This window comes from Psychroflexus torquis ATCC 700755, assembly GCF_000153485.2.
GTDB lineage: Bacteria > Bacteroidota > Bacteroidia > Flavobacteriales > Flavobacteriaceae > Psychroflexus > Psychroflexus torquis.
In genome coordinates, this window is sequence record NC_018721.1 from 3,182,424 (window position 1) to 3,200,665 (window position 18,242).

General features: G+C 34.0%; 18 protein-coding genes. 11 read left to right on the plus strand and 7 right to left on the minus strand.

All coding sequences use genetic code 11. From position 1 onward, the window contains the following. Positions 1-620: 620 nt before the first annotated feature. The 3 genes from P700755_RS13675 to P700755_RS21035 all read right to left on the minus strand — a co-directional run bounded on the left by P700755_RS13675 (position 621) and on the right by P700755_RS21035 (position 2,330). On the minus strand, positions 621-1,157 hold the full coding sequence (locus P700755_RS13675) for a 1-acyl-sn-glycerol-3-phosphate acyltransferase (RefSeq protein ID WP_015025239.1): 537 nt from the start codon (positions 1,155-1,157) through the stop codon (positions 621-623). A gap of 466 nt (positions 1,158-1,623) precedes the next feature. After that, complete coding sequence (locus P700755_RS20310) at positions 1,624-1,797, minus strand: hypothetical protein (protein WP_015025240.1); 174 nt, start codon at positions 1,795-1,797, stop codon at positions 1,624-1,626. Positions 1,798-2,207: 410 nt separating this feature from the next. Then, positions 2,208-2,330: a hypothetical protein gene (locus P700755_RS21035; RefSeq protein WP_281013744.1), complete on the minus strand. Its 123-nt coding sequence runs from the start codon at positions 2,328-2,330 to the stop codon at positions 2,208-2,210. Between the two features lie 156 nt (positions 2,331-2,486). Between P700755_RS21035 and P700755_RS13680 the strand changes: the two genes are divergently transcribed. The 4 genes from P700755_RS13680 to P700755_RS13695 all read left to right on the plus strand — a co-directional run bounded on the left by P700755_RS13680 (position 2,487) and on the right by P700755_RS13695 (position 8,086). Beyond that, positions 2,487-4,511 carry a lectin-like domain-containing protein gene (locus P700755_RS13680; protein WP_015025241.1) on the plus strand — a complete coding sequence of 675 codons (2,025 nt, stop codon included), beginning with the start codon at positions 2,487-2,489 and terminating at the stop codon, positions 4,509-4,511. Positions 4,512-4,629: 118 nt separating this feature from the next. Further along, complete coding sequence (gene yjjX, locus P700755_RS13685) at positions 4,630-5,157, plus strand: inosine/xanthosine triphosphatase (RefSeq protein ID WP_015025242.1); 528 nt, start codon at positions 4,630-4,632, stop codon at positions 5,155-5,157. A 213-nt stretch (positions 5,158-5,370) separates the two neighbouring features. After that, on the plus strand, positions 5,371-6,864 hold the full coding sequence (locus P700755_RS13690; RefSeq protein WP_015025243.1) for a sodium/proline symporter: 1,494 nt from the start codon (positions 5,371-5,373) through the stop codon (positions 6,862-6,864). Positions 6,865-7,039: 175 nt separating this feature from the next. Next, the gene (locus P700755_RS13695; protein ID WP_015025244.1) at positions 7,040-8,086 is read left to right on the plus strand and encodes a glycoside hydrolase family 26 protein; all 1,047 of its coding nucleotides are present in this window, start codon (positions 7,040-7,042) and stop codon (positions 8,084-8,086) included. 64 nt (positions 8,087-8,150) lie between these two features. Here the strand turns inward: P700755_RS13695 and P700755_RS13700 are convergent, their stop codons facing one another. Continuing rightward, positions 8,151-8,993, minus strand: a complete 843-nt coding sequence (locus tag P700755_RS13700; RefSeq protein WP_015025245.1) for a mechanosensitive ion channel family protein — start codon at positions 8,991-8,993, stop codon at positions 8,151-8,153. A 58-nt stretch (positions 8,994-9,051) separates the two neighbouring features. Here P700755_RS13700 and P700755_RS13705 point away from each other — a divergent pair, with 58 nt between their 5' ends. The 5 genes from P700755_RS13705 to P700755_RS13725 all read left to right on the plus strand — a co-directional run bounded on the left by P700755_RS13705 (position 9,052) and on the right by P700755_RS13725 (position 12,102). Beyond that, positions 9,052-9,396: a hypothetical protein gene (locus P700755_RS13705; protein ID WP_211206084.1), complete on the plus strand. Its 345-nt coding sequence runs from the start codon at positions 9,052-9,054 to the stop codon at positions 9,394-9,396. After that, positions 9,397-9,666, plus strand: a complete 270-nt coding sequence (locus tag P700755_RS13710; protein WP_211206085.1) for a group III truncated hemoglobin — start codon at positions 9,397-9,399, stop codon at positions 9,664-9,666. A 274-nt stretch (positions 9,667-9,940) separates the two neighbouring features. Beyond that, entirely contained in the window at positions 9,941-10,282 is a 342-nt protein-coding gene (locus P700755_RS13715) for a cupin domain-containing protein (RefSeq protein ID WP_015025246.1), read from the plus strand. Positions 10,283-10,294: 12 nt separating this feature from the next. Beyond that, positions 10,295-10,672: a hypothetical protein gene (locus P700755_RS13720; RefSeq protein WP_051007974.1), complete on the plus strand. Its 378-nt coding sequence runs from the start codon at positions 10,295-10,297 to the stop codon at positions 10,670-10,672. A gap of 647 nt (positions 10,673-11,319) precedes the next feature. Next, entirely contained in the window at positions 11,320-12,102 is a 783-nt protein-coding gene (locus tag P700755_RS13725) for a DNA-formamidopyrimidine glycosylase family protein (RefSeq protein WP_015025247.1), read from the plus strand. Positions 12,103-12,722: 620 nt separating this feature from the next. Here P700755_RS13725 and P700755_RS13735 read toward each other — a convergent pair. From P700755_RS13735 to P700755_RS13745, 3 genes are all read right to left on the minus strand, one after another. After that, positions 12,723-13,433: a hypothetical protein gene (locus tag P700755_RS13735; protein WP_015025248.1), complete on the minus strand. Its 711-nt coding sequence runs from the start codon at positions 13,431-13,433 to the stop codon at positions 12,723-12,725. Between the two features lie 1,350 nt (positions 13,434-14,783). After that, positions 14,784-14,939 carry a hypothetical protein gene (locus P700755_RS20085; protein WP_015025249.1) on the minus strand — a complete coding sequence of 52 codons (156 nt, stop codon included), beginning with the start codon at positions 14,937-14,939 and terminating at the stop codon, positions 14,784-14,786. A 157-nt stretch (positions 14,940-15,096) separates the two neighbouring features. Then, positions 15,097-16,212 carry an ISAs1-like element ISPto5 family transposase gene (locus P700755_RS13745; RefSeq protein ID WP_083858537.1) on the minus strand — a complete coding sequence of 372 codons (1,116 nt, stop codon included), beginning with the start codon at positions 16,210-16,212 and terminating at the stop codon, positions 15,097-15,099. Positions 16,213-16,719: 507 nt separating this feature from the next. On the opposite strand from P700755_RS13745, the gene P700755_RS13750 reads away from it, so the two are divergent. Next, entirely contained in the window at positions 16,720-17,508 is a 789-nt protein-coding gene (locus P700755_RS13750; RefSeq protein WP_015025250.1) for an MlaE family ABC transporter permease, read from the plus strand. Next, positions 17,505-18,242 (plus strand): ABC transporter ATP-binding protein, encoded by a 738-nt coding sequence (locus P700755_RS13755; protein ID WP_015025251.1) that lies wholly within the window; start codon positions 17,505-17,507, stop codon positions 18,240-18,242. The genes P700755_RS13750 and P700755_RS13755 overlap by 4 nt, the downstream gene beginning before the upstream one ends.

Below are 18,242 nucleotides of genomic sequence, written 5' to 3' on the forward strand. Positions count from 1 at the left end.
AGCTCAGCACAGTTTTTTTGATGGATTGAAGTTAAAAACAACAAGCATGGCCTTAGTTACAGTAATTGTATTTGTTAAAAAATAGGTGAAAAAAGCCTATGCCGAATTCGTTTCGGTAAAACGATTTATTGCGACATCATATGTTTTAAAAATTTAAACATTCGTAAAATATCTTGTGCATCATTTCATTCACTACATTTATTCAAAATTTAAAAACAAAATTTAAACTATAATACCATGGCCAAATCTCAAGATTCAAAGAAAAATGTAAAAAAAGAGGCAGCATTAACTCCTAAAGAAAAAAAGGCTGCAAAATTGGCTAAAAAAGCAAAGCGTACCTAAGGATTAAAGCGTTTATAAAAAAAGCCTCTTTTTAGTGAATAGAAAGACGTAATCAATTCATTATAAATGCTTGAGTCAACTTTTATTTTCACGCTACTAAAGATAAATGCGTTGGCTTTAGTAGCGTGAAAAAACTAGTTTGGAATCTGTAGATCGTTGTATCCATAAACGTCGCGATCGTTTCAGCTCCTGAGTAGTATATCTCCTGTTAATGTGTCAATTAGATAAGTTCAGGTAGACCATTTAAAACATGTCAACCTCAATTCTAACCTGATAAATCAAGTGTATTCCGGAACCTTACCGACTACTCCCACATAAAATTTCTGTAACTCTTTTAAATCCTTTTCATAATCGCCTGTCGTGTAAAAGGGTTTTGAAATCTTGACCGTTTTTGTAGGGTAATCAAAGGCAACTGCGGTAATTGGGACTTTTGCATCTTGAGCGATGTAGTAAAATCCACTCTTCCATTTTTCTACCTTCTTTCTTGTTCCTTCGGGAGCTATAGAGAGATGGAATTTTTCTTTAGAGTGAAACATATTTACAATTTGTTCCACTTTATTTTGCTTGGAGGACCGTTCAATAGGTACTCCACCCATCCATTTGAAATACCAACCCAATGGAGAATCAAAAAGTTCCTTTTTGCCCACAAAACTAATGGGCACTTTTATAATATTCCTCGTGAATATACCAACAAAGAAATCATGCCAGCTTGTATGAGGGAAGACTATAACAACAGTCTTTGGGGTGTCTTTATAAAATTGACCCTTAATTGACCAACCTAGGATAGTTTGAAATATAAATTTAGCTAATAGCATTGTAAAGTAGTATAGTTATTAAGGTGATTAATTTTCTATAATCCTGTATATCTTGTAGACCGTATATGGTGTTACCTTGGTAAAAATACACCTCTAATTTATTATTATTAGAATTTATAGAATAAATTCTTTACTTACTATTCACCATTTAAGTCCTTATTACAACTAACTTAAGCTTCAGGGCGGTATTCAATAAATTGAAGACTAAATTATCAATCAAAAAAACAACTAAAAATTTAGCTTATAAATCCGTAAGCCTAGAGGGATACTATCAAAAAATAATAGAGAAAAGAGAGGTTTTTAGCTCGGTTTTTTGATTCAACTCATTTCATTCTAATGTGTCTCAGGCATTTCTAAAAAAATTCATACCAACCAAGGATGTAGCCAAAAAAACAAATAGGCATGGGTTTTTACCTTGTAAGTGAAGTCATTTATTTCACAAAAGTTTTAGTCACAATGTCAAAGCCTATGTGTTTTCTAGCTCTTCCTTTTTATTGTATCCAATGCGACCAGCGACAACTGAAATTAATAACATGACCGGCATAGCCAACTTCCAGTGGGGACAAGAAAAATAGGCACAGACCATAAGCCCAAAAGCTAGTCCGCTTATCCAAAAAAGTATGATATGAAGTTTAAGCATAATATTAAATTTAAAAGGTGTTTTCTAAAAACAAAATATCAAAACGTTTATTGTCTTTGGCTTATGGAAATCATTTGTAAACAATAATTTCAAATAAAAGTTTGATTATAAAAGTTTGAAAATTATAAGTTTATTCAAAAATACTGAAGAAAAAAGCTCTTTTTCACTTCAGTTCTTCTTAATATCCTCAATATTTAGATCGTGATCAATTGCTGAAAAAAGTTGACCATTAGGACCATCATTTTCGATTAAAACTGAAAAAATTGCCACTGGTAAAACTTATTCTAAAGCATAATCGGCATTTGAATTTCCTCTAAACCAGTCCGAAACCAACTAGGATCAAGCCTATTTATTCTCACACTATTATTTTTAAGATCTACGGCGATATCATCAGTAAGCTTATAAACCGCTCACTTTGAAGCATCATAAGGGGTGAGTTCTGGCTTGCCTTCTATTCCAAAGATAAGATTGACTTCACGTCCAAAAGCATTTTCTATCAGTGTTGGAATTAACACGGCAGTCAATCCATACATCGCGTAGACATTTAGTTTAAAACCAATTATCCAATCATCAAAACTATATACAGCATTGCTTTTTCGAATTACTAACTGTTTTACACTGTTTTTGTGATATTTTGCACAGCTATTTTAAAAGTAATATCTTGTTCAGGAATTAATAAAAGTAAACCCTTGCACTTAAAGTCTTATCTTTTTCTGTTAGTTATATTATGTTGTGTTAATCAAGCTGATGCACAGTTAAATGCTCAAGTCACAGGTGATGCGATCGACCAAGGTAATAATTGCTACACCATCACTCAAGACCAAGAGTTTCAAGTTGGTGGGGTGTGGTATAACAACCCTATTGATTTTGATACAGATTTTACTATTTTCTATCAAAATAATTTTGGGTCTAGAGATCTCGATGGAGCAGATGGTATGGCATTAGTATTTAAGGATAATCCTACTCCCATTTTAGGGGATCCAGGAGGAGGTTTGGGGTATTCAGGAATAACTCCTTCTTTGACTATTGAATTTGATACTTTTCAGAATGCCGACTTTGGCGATCCTGCAGGGGATCATATTTCCATAATGCGCAACGGAAATCCCAACCATAATTTAAGTACTAATTTAGCAGGACCTGTCTTGGCTATCGATACGAATCCAGATATAGAAGATGGTATTGCACATGACGTAAGAATCGAATGGGATGCCTCTACCAACACCTTAAGTGTATTTTTTGATTGTCTGTTGCGTCTTACCTTCACTGATAATGTTAAAGACACTATTTTCTCAGGTGATAATTCAGTATTTTTTGGATTTGTGGGCTCTACAGGAGGTGATACTAATATCCATGAGGTATGTTTTAATCGGGTTTCCTTTGTAGATAATCTACAATTGGATGATGAGGTTATTTGTGAAAACGGGGAGGTCCAAGTAGATGCTACTATTCCTAGCGGAATTACCTACAGTTGGTCTCCAACTAATGGGGTAAGTGATCCAGATAGCCCTAACCCAATCTTGTCGCCTGCCGAAACTACAACCTATACAGTTACAATTAGCGATGTTTGTGGAGAAACGACCACAGAAGAATTAACGGTTACAGTAAAGTCACTCATCACTACGGAACCTGTTTTTAACCCTGTTTCACCCATCTGTGAGGGGGACACCTTAAATCCGTTACCCCCAACATCAGAAGATCAGATTACTGGAACATGGTCACCTGAATTGAATAATTCTACAACTACGACCTATACATTTACGCCTTTAGCTTTGGAATGTGCGCCTGAAACCACTCTGGTTATTGAGGTTATTCCTTCTGAGATTCCTACCTTCACTCCTGTTGATCCCGTTTGTCCTGGTGAGTTTTTAGCAGATTTGCCTACAATTTCAAACAACAATATTACGGGGACTTGGACACCCGCTATAAATAACACGGTTACAACAGTCTACACCTTCACACCAGACTTAGGACAAGGCTGCGCGACGTCTACAACGCTTGAAATTCTTATAACCGATCCTGATATTCCCACATTTAATCCCATTGATCCTATTTGTGTAGGAGAAACCCTCCAAGATTTGCCTATAACTTCCAATGAAGGCATTACAGGATCTTGGTCACCTGCCTTAAATAATATGGTCACCACCCTCTATTTATTTGAGCCAGATCCTGGTCAGTGTGCTTCAGATAACGTAAGCCTAGAAATTCAAGTCATTCCCATAAGCCAACTTTCTATAGATATCGATCTTAGTTCAGAAGCGTTTAGTCAAAACCAAGTTGCAGTTATTAATGTTTCAGGAGGAACTGGCGCTTATGAGTTTCAGTTGAATAATGGCGATTGGAGAAAAGAGAATACCTTTAGTAACCTTCAAGGTTGCGAAGACTATGAAATAAGAGCTCGTGAAACTTCAGGCTGTAGTAATATAGCTGCTGTTAACTTCCGGGTTTTAGATTATCCAAAGTTTTTTACACCTAATGGAGATTTTAGAAATGACAGTTGGAATATTGAGTGCCTAAAAGACCAAGCAGAAGCAAGGATTAGTATTTATGATCGCTATGGAAAAATGCTGGCTTTTATAAATCCCAGTAGTTTGGGCTGGGATGGCACTTACAATGGTGCTTTTATGCCAACAAATGACTATTGGTTTAGAGTGGAATACCTCAACAAGGAAGGCCAGCCAAAAGTCTTTACTTCAAATTTCACCCTAAAGCGCTAATCGGACCTAAGCCGTATTCCTTTTTGAGACTTAAGTTTGATTTTTATTCCTTTTAGTTGCAAACAGAAGAACAAAAAAGATAAATTTTAAGTAGTTTCATCTTTTAATTAGCACTCTTATGAAAAAGGTAATGATCGCTTCAAAGAATCCCGTCAAAATCCAATCTGTCAAAAATGGATTTGAAAAAATGTTTCCTGATCAAGAATTCGAGTTTACAGGAATGTCCACGCCTTCAGGTGTTGCTGATCAACCTTTTAGCAATAGTGAAACTTTTCTTGGAGCCAAAAATAGAGCAAATACTATTTTTACCAAATTTAAAGACGCCGATTTTCATGTTGGAATTGAGGGTGGAATAGAACATTTTGATAATGAAATGGAGGCTTTTGCATGGGTTTTCATCATATCTAAGGACAAGTGTGGAAAAGCGAGGACAGGAACTTTTTTTCTTCCCAATGAGGTAGTTAACCTCATAAAAGAGGGGAAAGAACTCGGGGATGCCGATGATATCGTTTTTAACCGTCGCAACTCCAAACAAGAGAGTGGGGCTGTAGGAATTTTGACGGGAGATGTTATCGACAGAACCAAGTATTATACCGAAGCTGTAATTTTAGCTCTAATTCCATTTAAGAACGTGGATTTGTATTAGATTTTTTTTGTCTTTTTATAACTTATTTTCTAGAGCTCAGTGCACCTCTAGGCTCTCCCTATTTCAGTCATCGAGACCAATATCGAGAGGTAAACAATTTGGTAATTGGGTAAGGTTTGCTTCTGGTTTTTCAGAAAAACTCCTTATATCTCTGTGGTTTTACAGCATAAAACAATATTTTCGAGGTGATTTTAAAATTCTAAATAGAAAAAAATGATCACAAAACTTATCGTCCTATCCGTTTATGTAGCTATTCTATTTTTAATCGGAATACTCGCTTCACGGAGAGTAAAAAGTATGAGTGATTATTATTTAGGAGGTAAAAAAATGGGCTTTTGGGCGGTTGCTTTTTCGGCTAGAGCAACTGGTGAATCTGGATGGCTATTAATCGGTCTTACGGGAATGGGAGCGATTGCTGGTTATTCTGGTTATTGGGTGGTTGCTGGTGAAGTCCTCGGTGTTTTTCTGTCTTGGCAGTTTATGGCCAAGAAATTCAAAAGGAGAACAGACGACTACAATTCTATTACCATTCCTGATTATCTCCAAAGTCATTTCAAATCCTCCACCAATACCCTCCGAATTTTATCGGCTTCTGTTCTCGTGGTTTTCGTCATCATTTATGTCGCCTCCCAAATGGATGTTACAGGAATTGCATTTGAATCCATGCTCAATATTGACTATCGAATTGGCGCCTTAGTCGGTTTTAGTATTGTTCTCCTCTATATTTTTGTCGGTGGCTTTGTTGCTGCAGTTTGGTCAGATATGTTTCAGGGTGTTTTAATGTTCTTTGGCTTGGTTTTAATCCCTATTGTGGTTTGGTTTTCTATGGACCATGGTGCTGGAGTTACCGAAGGCTTAAATGCTATTGACCCCACTCTCACTCAAATAATGGGCAGAAGTGAAGACGGATGGTTGAACTTTTTTACAATTCTTGGTTTCTCTATGATTGGGTTGGGCTTTTTAGGATCACCTCAAGTTTATGTTCGCTTTATGTCTATTGAAAGTGAGAAAGAGATAGATAAAGGGAAGTGGGTAGCCTTGCTTTTTACGCTCTTAACCGATGCTGCAGCAGTAACGATAGGTATTTTAGCCCGAATTTATTTTACAAAGGAAGGGCAAGACCCTGAAGCCATTTTGGGAACTGGTGGTGAAGATGTTCTGAGCATGATCACTCATGAGTTTTTACCCACTATTCTAGTAGCGATCTTTATTGCTATTGTGCTTTCAGCCATTATGTCGACTATCGACTCTCTTCTCATACTGGCCTCTAGTGCCGTGACTCGTGATTTCTATCAAAAAATATTCAGACCAGATTTAAAAGATAAAGACTTAACGAAACTTTCAAGACTCGTCACTGTTGCCATGGCTATGGCTGCCCTTGGCATCGCTATTTTATTATATAACCTGTATCCAGACAGACAGGTTTTCTGGATTATGATATTTGGATGGTCTGGAATTGCTGCCACATTCTGTCCTGTCATTATTCTATCTCTTTTCTGGAAAGGCTATTCAGAACAAGGTGCGATTGTTTCCATGATTACCGGGTTTGTCTCAGTGATTCTATTCAAATTTGTATTCGCCAATTTGGAAGGAATAGGAGTCTATTTTCAAAAATTAGATGTCCTAGCGCCCTCTTTTGCGTTGGCAATGATAACAGGATATATCGCTTCAAAAATATATCCACCTAAGCCTAGTCATGTCAAATAAAAGGCTCCTCATGAAAGGCTTTCAAGTGATGAAAATTAAAATCCGAAGATTCTATTGTGGACTTTATAATGTAATATAAACATATATTCACAGCGGTTTACCTAAAATATTTACAGCTAAACGCCTATTATTGTTTAATATAATGAGTTGTGACTGATATTGACCATACTGAGAAATGAAATTCAAAAGCTTTATACTTACTCTTCTGTTTTTTTGTTTTATTTCTAATGCGCAAAAGTTTGAACCAGAAGATGGTAAATGCCTAGTTTTTATTGGACAAGATTTAGAGGCAACGGGCGGTTTAAATGATTATAACGAAGGATATACAGATACCTTTGATACTCCAGCAGGAGTAACCCTATATACAAACTTATCCCCTGGAAATGAATCCTATGGACACTACAATGAAGGACTAGATGGTATTATAACTAAAGCCAATTGGGGTGCTGGGGATTCTTGGGCTAATCTATATTTACAAGATTCTACTTATCAAAATAGTGCTATTGCCATTGGATTGTCTTTTGTAAATAATGAAAGAAACGTTTCTAAAGGAAAGCATGATTCCTTAATTAAAGATCTTGCGGGTTGGATTAAACTTTCAAATCGACCTGTGTTTTTGAGAATTGGATATGAGTTTGATGGTTGGGATTGGAATCATTATAAGAAGAAGCATTATTTGAATGCTTGGAAAAGAATTCACTCAATTTTCAAAAATTTGCAAGTAGATAATGTCGCCTTTGTATGGCAATCTAAAGGAACAGGTTCTAATCAAAAGACTTTAGAAGAATGGTACCCTGGTGATGATCTTGTAGATTGGTGCGCATATTCTTACTTTGGACAACCAGACCAAGAAATGCTCATTTTTGCAAGAAAACACAATAAACCTGTATTTATTTCAGAAGCAACACCTGTAAGGCAAATAGATAATTTGTACTTTGATAGTAACTTGAAAAATCAAAAATTAGAAAAGAAAATATGGAAGGACTGGTTTGTACCTTTTTTCAAGATCATAAATGAGAACTCAGACGTAATCAAAGCCTTTAGTTACATAAATTCAGATTGGTCTTCCCAACCTATGTGGGTTACTAACCCAACATTCAATAAAGTGGACTCTAGAATACAAGTAAGTACATATGTTTCTCGAAAATGGAAAGAAGAAATGAAAAAATCACAATACCTGAAAGCATCTGATGTATTATGGGATAAAACAGTTAAAAACTAAGCCTTTCTCTGGTCTTTTCTAAAAATAATCGACTAAAATTAATATCACTAACTGTTTCACAGGATCAATCCCCTTTTGGATTAGATTTAATGTACACATCCATCTGAGGGAAAGGAATAGTTACCTTATTTTGAATGAATTTCTTGGTAATAATTCTTCTTATATCGCTTTTTACTTTATTAATTCTAAAGATATTTTTGCTGAAGAATAAGATTTGAAAATCCAGTGATGAATTTCCAAAATTAACCAATCTAACCTCAACCAAATCTTTTTCAAAAATATCGGAATGTTCTAAAGCACTTTCTTTAAGAATTTTCAGGACTAAATCTACATCACTTGCATATGAAACACCAACATCAATTCTAAAGCGAGTTTTCTTTGTTTGATGGCTCCAGTTTATCACCTTATTTGTAGTGATTAAAGAGTTTGGAATTATAATGGAGATGTCATCTGTGTTTAAGCCTTTGGATGATCGTAAACCAATCTCCTGGATTTTAACTACATCGCCATCTATTTCTAATATATCTTCAATTTTAATAGATCTTTCTGAAAGTAAAATTATTCCTGAAATGATGTCATTAAAAGTCTGCTGCAATCCTAATCCAATTCCAACAAGTAAAGCGGCAGAACCCGCAATTAAAATGGTGACTTTAACTCCAAATGTTTCCAGTATGAAGCCGGCTGCAATTACCCAAATCACATATTTTATTAATTGGAATGAAGCATAAGAATTTCCCTCGTTGAATTTTGCTAGTTTCTTTTTACGAAAAATAGACCTTTTAATTAACCATAAAACTATTTTAGTTACGACTATAATTAAGAATATGACAAACAGCGAAATAATCTTTAAATTATATTGTCCGATACTTATAATCTCAAATTCTAAAATCTTCTCAATGTCCTCCATATCATCGCTTTATTTATTACTTATTTAATATAGACATTCTAGTAAATTTTTATCTATTATGATTAATAATTATTTGTATTATTTTTTCGTGAATTCATTACTTGGGTTTGATTGTATCTTATGTCATGTGTTTGAAGGCGCGCGTATCATCCCTTTTGAAGTACGGAATGGACCAGAAATTGCGGTGGTTGGCCTTAAGGAAAATGAAATCATAGAATCGAATACAGTAATAACCATAAATGCCTACGGAAGCGAAACTTCAGAATCCTTTATCATTCGTGGTTCGAAAACCCAAAAGGCAGTTCCCTCTTGGGTTTGGGCGTGTATTATAGCTTTTGTTGGCTTTGCTATCTTTTATTTTATAACCCATTGGACGATGGATACTTATAAATCATTTTTTTAGATGAACGACATTAGAAACAGAAAGGATATAGAATTAATGGTAGATACTTTCTATGGTTCAGTTCGGGAAGATGATCTTTTGGGTCCTATATTTAATAGGGTGATAAAAAATAATTGGCCCAAACATCTGGATACTATGTACCGCTTTTGGCAAACAGTGCTTTTACACGAATTTGCTTATAAAGGATTGCCCTTTGTCCCACATAGAAAATTACCAGTTGAAGCCCATCATTTTGAGCGCTGGATATATTATACCAAATTAGACCTATAATGACGCAATAAATCGTTTCTTTTTCGCCTGCTTTTTATCAAAAATAATTACCGTAGCTAAGGCTATGCTAGTTATTTTTGATTTCAATCAATCAATTAAAAAATAATTCAATTTATTCATACGGCATTATAAATATAATTTGGTATTATTTCAATTCTTCCATGGATGAGAATTTTACTGGCAAAATAGCTGAAGAAGCAAAACTGAGAGCTCAGAAAATGGCTGAAATGTTTATGTACAAATTGAATACTAACAGTAACAAAAAAAGAAATACATGAAAACCGCATCACTTACAGAGAATCTTGTTTACAACGAAAAAAAACCTAATATATCTATTTTGATAGAGACAGAAACCTCTAAAGAAATCCTGATTATTTTCAAAAAGGGCCAATTGATGAAAGAACACAAAACACCCTTCCCTATTGTTGTTGAGGTCTTTAAAGACGCCATAGATTTTGGTGTAAATGGCAATAAGCATCACCTCAAAGCTGGAACTCTTATCGCGTTGGAAGGTGGAGTGCCGCATGATTTAATTGCCACAGAGGAGAGTACAGTTAGACTATCTCTTTCTAAAAAAGATAAGCTTGAACGTGTGCAAAATGTTGAAACGTCTTAAATAGAATATGATATGTCTTTTAATCAAAGAGTAGCGGTTACCATTCCTATCTTATGGCTTTGCTTTGTGCTTTCTATTTCATTTATGGAAGCTTGGCTTAAGTTTCAAGCAGAAGGTGTTACACAGGTTATTGGGTTGAGTATTGGAAGGCTGGTCTTTGGAGTATTGAATAAAGTCGAGCTATTTTTTATGATAGTTATTCTTATTTCAACCTTAAAAGCTTACGGATATAAAATAAATAAAACCCTAAAAACTATATTGATTTCGTTGTTGATTATTTTGCTAGCGCAGACCTTTTATTTACTGCCTATGCTAGATCAACGAGCAGTAATGATAATCGATGGCACAATATCTGATTCAACATATTTGCATTTTATTACGTTTTTTTAGAACTGCTTAAAGTTATATTATTAGCTATTTTTTCACATCAAATGTTATCCAAATAAAAAGGGTGATATTAAATAAATTGGGCTGAAAGAAAATAAATAGTTTTTTCAAAGAAGGTTCTGAAATATTAATTCCAATCCATCAGTTTACCTACAAAACTTTAAAACAACTCCTGTAAAGTTCAGGTTTATAATGTTTCTATTTCGAGTGATTATTAAAAAATAGGAGAGGGAACTAACCAATTGAGTAAAATAATAAGTAAAACACCTAAAAAAAGCTAGGAGTAGGTAAAACTTAAGGTCTTTTATTTTATCCATTTTAAAATGTTAAGTTCGTGAAGTTGAACTTGATTGATGCCTTAGGCTTTTCATTCAAAATATTGAAAAGTCTTAAGTTAACTTTACCCAAATCCGGAGTTATTTTTACCTGTTTAATTTTACGTAGAATCTTCAATGCAACTATCGCAGGTCCCCAAACTTCTCATCTAAGAAGTAAACTTATCCACTCTGTTTTACAAATTAGCTAGAAGATGACATTGCGTATCGCTGAATTTACATAAGAAGAGCATCCATTGAGTTTTAAAGTTTGTTATAACTATCAAAAAGGTATAAGCTAGAAATATGTTTTTTTATTAACTTTAAAATAAAACGATGCCAGAACTACCAGAAGTACAGGGTTATAAAACCTATATAGACAGCACCTCATTGCATCAACGCATTACCGAAGTAGATTGTCGGGATACCAAATTACTCAAAAAGCCCAAGGCAGATTTCGACGCTTATCTTTATAATCAAGAACTTATAGAGACCCAGCGCATTGGAAAATATTTGTTTCTTAAAACCACAGGGAAAAAAATACTGGTCATGCATTTTGGGATGACTGGCCGCCCACACTATTATAAAAATGAAGAAGATCGACCAAAATTTGGTCATTTGGAGCTAAGCTTCGAAAATGGATTTCATTTTGCCTTTGAGAATAAGCGAAAGTTTGGGTGGTGGGACCTTATAGATTCTATTGCCGATTTTAAAGCATCGCATAAACTTAGCGACGATGCTAGAGATTTAACGCTTGAAGATTTTAAGCAGTCGTTTAATGGTCGTAAAACAGACATTAAGAAAATTATCATGGATCAAAGTGTTGCTGCGGGAGTGGGGAATTGGATGGCAGATGAAATTTTATACCAGTCGAAAATCCATCCTACCAAAAAAGTGATAGAAATGACAGACACGGATATAAAAAGCGTCTTTGATGCTATGAAAAAAGTCATTGAGGTTGCCATTGAAAATCACGCCCATTATAAGGATTTCCCTAAAACCTTTTTGATGCACTTTAGAAAAGAAGGAGCGACCTGTTACCATACGGGTGCCCAAATAGAGAAGATAAAAGTTGGTGGTAGAACGACCTATTTTTCGCCTCAGTGGCAGGAATTATAGATACTAGAACGGTCTAGGATTCCGCAAGTTGAGGTAGTAGGGGCGAAGATAAGACGGCCTATATTTAATTTGTTATTTGATCTTTAAACTATCACTTTTTACTTAATTGCCCGATATTTAAGCTTGACTAAAGTTGGCAACGTGTTTTTTATAGATCCAAAATCCCGAATGCTTCTGTGTGAGGAATATCGATTGAGATAATTGAGAATTTTGGGGAAATACCTCTTTTAAGAAGCTCTAATGTATTTTTGGATCTTACATCGGATGTAACGAAGTGAGATATCGTTTTATCAAGGTCAGCTTGCACGAATAGCTTAGAGTCATTTGGAATAATTGCTCGAGGAGTCAACTTTTCAATTTCCACTTTATTCTCGCTAAAAATTATATTCGCAAAAACTCCTGTTCTTTCAGCGTCTTTTAAAATGATGGGTAATATCTGAAGATTTTTTAAAGGTAAATCTTCAGATATTACCCATTACACAGTATTCTGCAACCGAAATAGTTGAAATTTTTATAATGATTTCATTTTCCAAAAATACCTATAAAAGCCAACTGCATTTTTATGAAGAGGATCTTTATCGTTTAGAAGTCTAATAAAGAAACTTGTATCAAGAAGAACACTATGCTTCATACCCGCCTCTCATATTTAATAACCATTCATCTGCATTTATTCCTTTCCAGTTATTTTTAGCTTTATTAATTAAAGTTTTCAGATAATCATTATCAAATTTAGGATTGTAGTCTATTAACTCAACTAGTTCTAATGATTTAGTATCAACCTCTCCTGTATCAATATTTTGCTTGCCAGTTGCTCTTACACCGTAGTTTTTATATAGTAAATTATCTTCTCTTTCTTTTAAAAATTCTTCTCCAGTTTCTATAGAAAGATATCCATAGTCAGAAGTATCTATTTTGATATTTGCTTTACTTTTCCCTCCGGCATCTTTTAAAATACCATAGAAGTAAAATTCAGCATCAACCCATATATTTTCAGTTCTGAAGAATTTCGTAGAAGGATTTATTTTCAATTCAGCATCTTTTTCTAAAGACGTTTTAATTTGGAATTCATAATTCTTTTGACGAGATATTTTTTGAATTTCTTCTATTGCTCTTGCAGTCTTTAATTCAAGAAAATCAATATTATTTTGTGATTGGATTTGCGATAAAAGAGCACTAAATCCTATGACTGCTTGAATGGATGTTTTGAAAATATGTCGAACAGACCCTTCTTGAATATCGTAAGTAATAATAGGTCTGTCTTTTTTTTTTATGAGTAGGGTATAGCAAATCTTCCACATTTTGCAGTAAATATGCAATTTGTTTAATATCATAATTATCCGGACTTAAATTAAGATTCCCGGATTTTCCTACAACTCGAATTTCTATGTCACCAATTTTTTCCACAAATCAAAAATACAATTATTTTAAATTGGAGTTAGAATTTTGTTGAAATATGTTGCTCAGCAATCATGGTTAGCTTAAATGGAATGAGTTAGGAACTCGGATTTGTAGACTTTGTCTAAGTTTGATCTGAGTTTAATTATTTCCTTTAAAACTTAACCGCCTATTTGTGATATGGGTTGTAACGTTCTAGTTACTTTGAAGAATATAATTTTGAAATAGATTCTTCAAGCGTTCTTTCATCCATTCTTTCTTTTAAATCATTGGATTAATTAATTAATCTATTTTCATTGAAATTATATAAGTCAGATTCTATTTTTCTCAATAATGAGGAAATAAATCTCATTATTGAAGATTCAACTCTTGTATAAAAATCTAAAAAATCTTGATATTTTAAATTTTCTTTGTTTTGAAATTCTCGTATATTTTTTTGGTACGAAGGTTTAGCTTTAATAGAATGTTTAATGGAATTATTTAATATTCTCAATTCATTTATTTTGTTGTAATTATCAATAGAAGAAAGCTGTATATTTTTAGATATCAAAAAATATTTAATTGTTTCCTATTTGTAAATTCTCTTGTTATGTTCTGATTTATATGAAGCTTTTAGAAGCCAAATCAGATGAGTTTCAAAATTTTTAAATGCATAGATTATTATCATTTCAGAGATTGCTAAAAGCTCTCTTTCTGAAAAATAAATTTCCAGTGTACAATCTGATAATTCTTGATTTCTTAGATTTGACTTTTAATAGTTCAAATCAGAAAGTTTTGTTTTGATTTGAACTATTAAATTGTTATTAGTTATACTATCATAATTGTTGTTCTCCACATCTACGAAAAATGTTTGTAAACCAATTTTTCTAGTTTCTCTTAGCTGATAATAATCTTTTTTGTTCAAAATATCGATTTAATAATTACATACAATGTTGTTGTGTATCAATATTAGCTGGCATTAAAGCACTATTTTTTTTCGATTTTTAACTGACTTTTGCTACATATTTTATAATTGCAAATTTTTATATTCAAGTCGTTTTATAACTGTTTGTTACGTTGTTGTTTAAGGTTAATTGAATGTTTTAGGCACTTCTATTAGCAAACAAATCACAGATAGAAAATCATAGTATCTAGATGCCCTAGGGTTTGAAAATAGGCTAGAACTACCAGTTATTATAGCCGGTGTTCTGTAGGTTTGATTTCTATATAGTCGGCAAAATGTATATCTATAAGAATGATTTTGTTCCATAATACATATTTTACACTGTCCAAATTTTTAATTCGCTTTATTGAAATATCTCCGTCACTTCACAACCAATTTTCTTTCCTTCTCCTTTTAAGATAAAATCAGGAGATTCAAAATCTTCAATTTTATAAGATTGATTGGACGCTTGAAGATACTTTTCAACTGCCAATCTCTCTATTTCTTTTGCTGTTAGCATGATTTGTAAATGTCACACAACTCGTTATATCCATTCAACAATACACATTTATCTGAAACTACTCTTGGATAAACTAATACCAAATTAAATTTATAATGTCGTATAAATAAATTGAATTATACTACGACGTATCTCAGCACAGGTCAGGGCAAACGCATTAAACTTTCATTAGATTCAGCACTTTTATCAGATAGTGATTGTCCCATCCCGCTTGAAGTCTTCTGCTCTTCACCCCTGTTTTTAATGATTTTTCATTTTTCAATAAATTTAGTGCAATTTTATTGAGTATGGAGAAATTTTGAGTGGAGTTACCTGTTCTTTTTCTAGAAGCATCTTCTGAAAAAGCAACATCTAAAGTCCAGTGTAACTTATTTTCTATAGACCAATGAGAACGAATGGCTTTTTGAAAATCTTGGGAGCTAGCCTTTATACTTGAAATATAATATCGTATTGCGTGTTGTGCAGGCTTTTGTGAGTTTTTAAACTCACGTTTGCTTTCTATTTTTATAACACTTGTTAGGTTTTCCCAGTTATTGTTTTTTAAAATAAACTTAAAGTTGCTTATTACACTGCACGTCCTGGTTTCTATTCTGCCATGGTCTAATTCTTGGCTAAGGTTTGATTCCATAGTTTTTCCAAATCTAAATTCATCTTCAATATGCTCTAGTAACTGAGGTTGATTCTCTTTTACAGCCAAGATATAGTCTGCATTTTTTTTAACGATGGCCTTAGCTATTTTAGTTTGACATCCCATAGCATCAATAGTTACAATAGTATTTTCTATGGATAAGACTTTTAATAATTTTGGAATGGCAGTGATCTCATTTGACTTGTGGGAAACTTTCACTTGTCCTAAAACCAAATTATTGTCATTTGCCCAAGCACTAACCATGTGTACTGGGGATTTTTTACCGCCAGCTTTAGCACCTCTAATTGTTTTACCATCTATAGCAATGATTTCTCTGGGCTGTAGTTGTGCAAGAGCACTAACCCATTGTATAAAGCATTTTTCAAATTGATTACTGTCAATATTAGAAAAAACGCGATTAAATGTGTCGTGCGAGGGGATACCATTAGGCAAATCAAGGAAGCTACGAAGAAATTCTTCTTTTGAGTTGGCGTAGTTTTCCATTTCATTCCATGAATCTGCTCCACAAATCACTGAAATAATCCCGATGAGAAGGATGCTTTCTAAATCGTAAAGTTGCTTGTGAGAACGTCTAAAGTCGGGTATTTGACCAAATATGGTCTTTAGCTTTTGGGTAGTTTTCAAAATGTATAAAGTATTGGTTATCAATATAATATACAATATTTTAAACTAAAAAACAACAAATAATATGATGAATTTTAAGTGATTAACACTCATTTTTACCCAATTAACTTAAACTTTTTTTAATGCGTTCGCCCTGCAGCACAGGTCTTTTGATTGATTAAAGTTAAAAATAATTAGCATAGCCTTAGTTACGGTAATTATTTTATGACGATTAATAAGTGAAAAAGAATTTGATTTTATCCGACATTTGAATACTAAATTGGTGTAAGACCCTCTTTAAAACAGAGTGCTATTAGTTTGCTCTTGTTTGCCCCCCCCCCCCCCTTCGACTCGGACTTATTTTTAAAAGCCTTGTCGCATAACCTTATTGCACAAATAGGCTTGAGGCGCTTGGTTACTAGCTTCTTACTTTAAATAAAACAGTTGATTATCATTTAAGAATCTTAACTACTGACCAATATCATTTCTTGTTGAGCTAAGGCCATTTACTTTTAACCCAGATAAAGGATGATAGTGGAGAAGACAAATTCTATAGCGGTCAAATCGAAACGCTTTTTCGAAGAAATAGGGGATATGACCTATTTCGCAATTCGTTTTTTTAAAGAAGTAGTCACGTCTCCTTTTGAATGGAAGGAGTTGATTCGGCAATGCTTCCAGATGGGAAACCGTTCCTTCCTTCTGGTAGGGGTGACGGGGTTTATTTTAGGACTGGTTTTCACCCTTCAGTCCAGACCGACTCTGCTGGAATTTGGAGCTGTTTCTTGGATGCCCTCTATGGTGAGTATTTCTATTGTTCGCGAGATTGGACCTGTTATTATTGCTTTAATTTGTGCAGGAAGAATAGGGTCTAGCATTGGAGCTGAACTCGGGAGTATGAAGGTTACCGAACAGATTGATGCCATGGAAGTCTCAGGGACCAATCCGTTTAAATACCTTGTGGTGACCCGTATTTTAGCAACCACCTTAATGCTTCCTTTACTTATTATAATGGGCGATGCTGTGGCTCTCTTTGGATCGGCCATTGTTGAAAATTTAATGGGAGAAGTGTCTTATCTGCTTTACTTTAATAAAGTTTTTGACGCTCTTAAATTTAGCGATATCATTCCCGCCACCATCAAGTCATTTTTCTTTGGCTTTGCTATTGGATTGGTGGGGTGTTACAAAGGGTATAACTGCTCAAAAGGAACAGTTGGTGTTGGAGAAGCTTCTAATGCTGCTGTGGTTTATACCTCTATGTTGTTGTTTGTTATCGACTTTATCGCTGTTTTTTTAACCGATATATTCTTTTATATATGAAGCAGGTTGTTTTAGAACTGAAGGATTTACAAAAAAGTTTTGGTGACAATCATGTGTTGAATGGTTTTAACCTAAAACTCTATGAAGGAGAAAACCTTGTTGTCATGGGTAAATCTGGATCTGGAAAATCGGTAATGATAAAATGCTTAGTCGGTTTGATGGGTGCTGATAGTGGATCTATTAAAATAAAAGATGATGATATTGTCTCTTTGGGCCAAAAAGAATTGGACATCTTACGGACCGAAATTGGATTTTTATTTCAAGGAAGCGCTTTGTACGATTCTATGACGGTTCGAGAAAATCTCGAATTTCCTTTAAGAAGAAATAAAGGAAAGATAAAAACCGGACAGACGACAGAAGAGCTTGTTGTTGAAGCTTTAGAAAATGTAGGTTTAGTGAGTGCTATCGATTTGATGCCCGCAGAGCTCTCGGGAGGGATGCAACGCCGGGTAGCTTTAGCCAGAGCCTTGATTTTAAAGCCAAAGATTATATTATACGATGAGCCAACCACAGGTCTCGATCCTATTACCTCTAAAGAAATTATTCAGCTTATGCGAACTATACAAAAAACCTATAAAACATCGTCTTTAATTATCACTCACGATGTGGATTGTGCTCGAGTGATTAGCAATAGGATGATCTTGCTCGTTGATGGTATTAATTATGCTGAAGGCACTTTTGAAGAGCTTTCCGCGTCTGAAGATCCAAACATTAAAGCCTTTTTTAAAAATTAA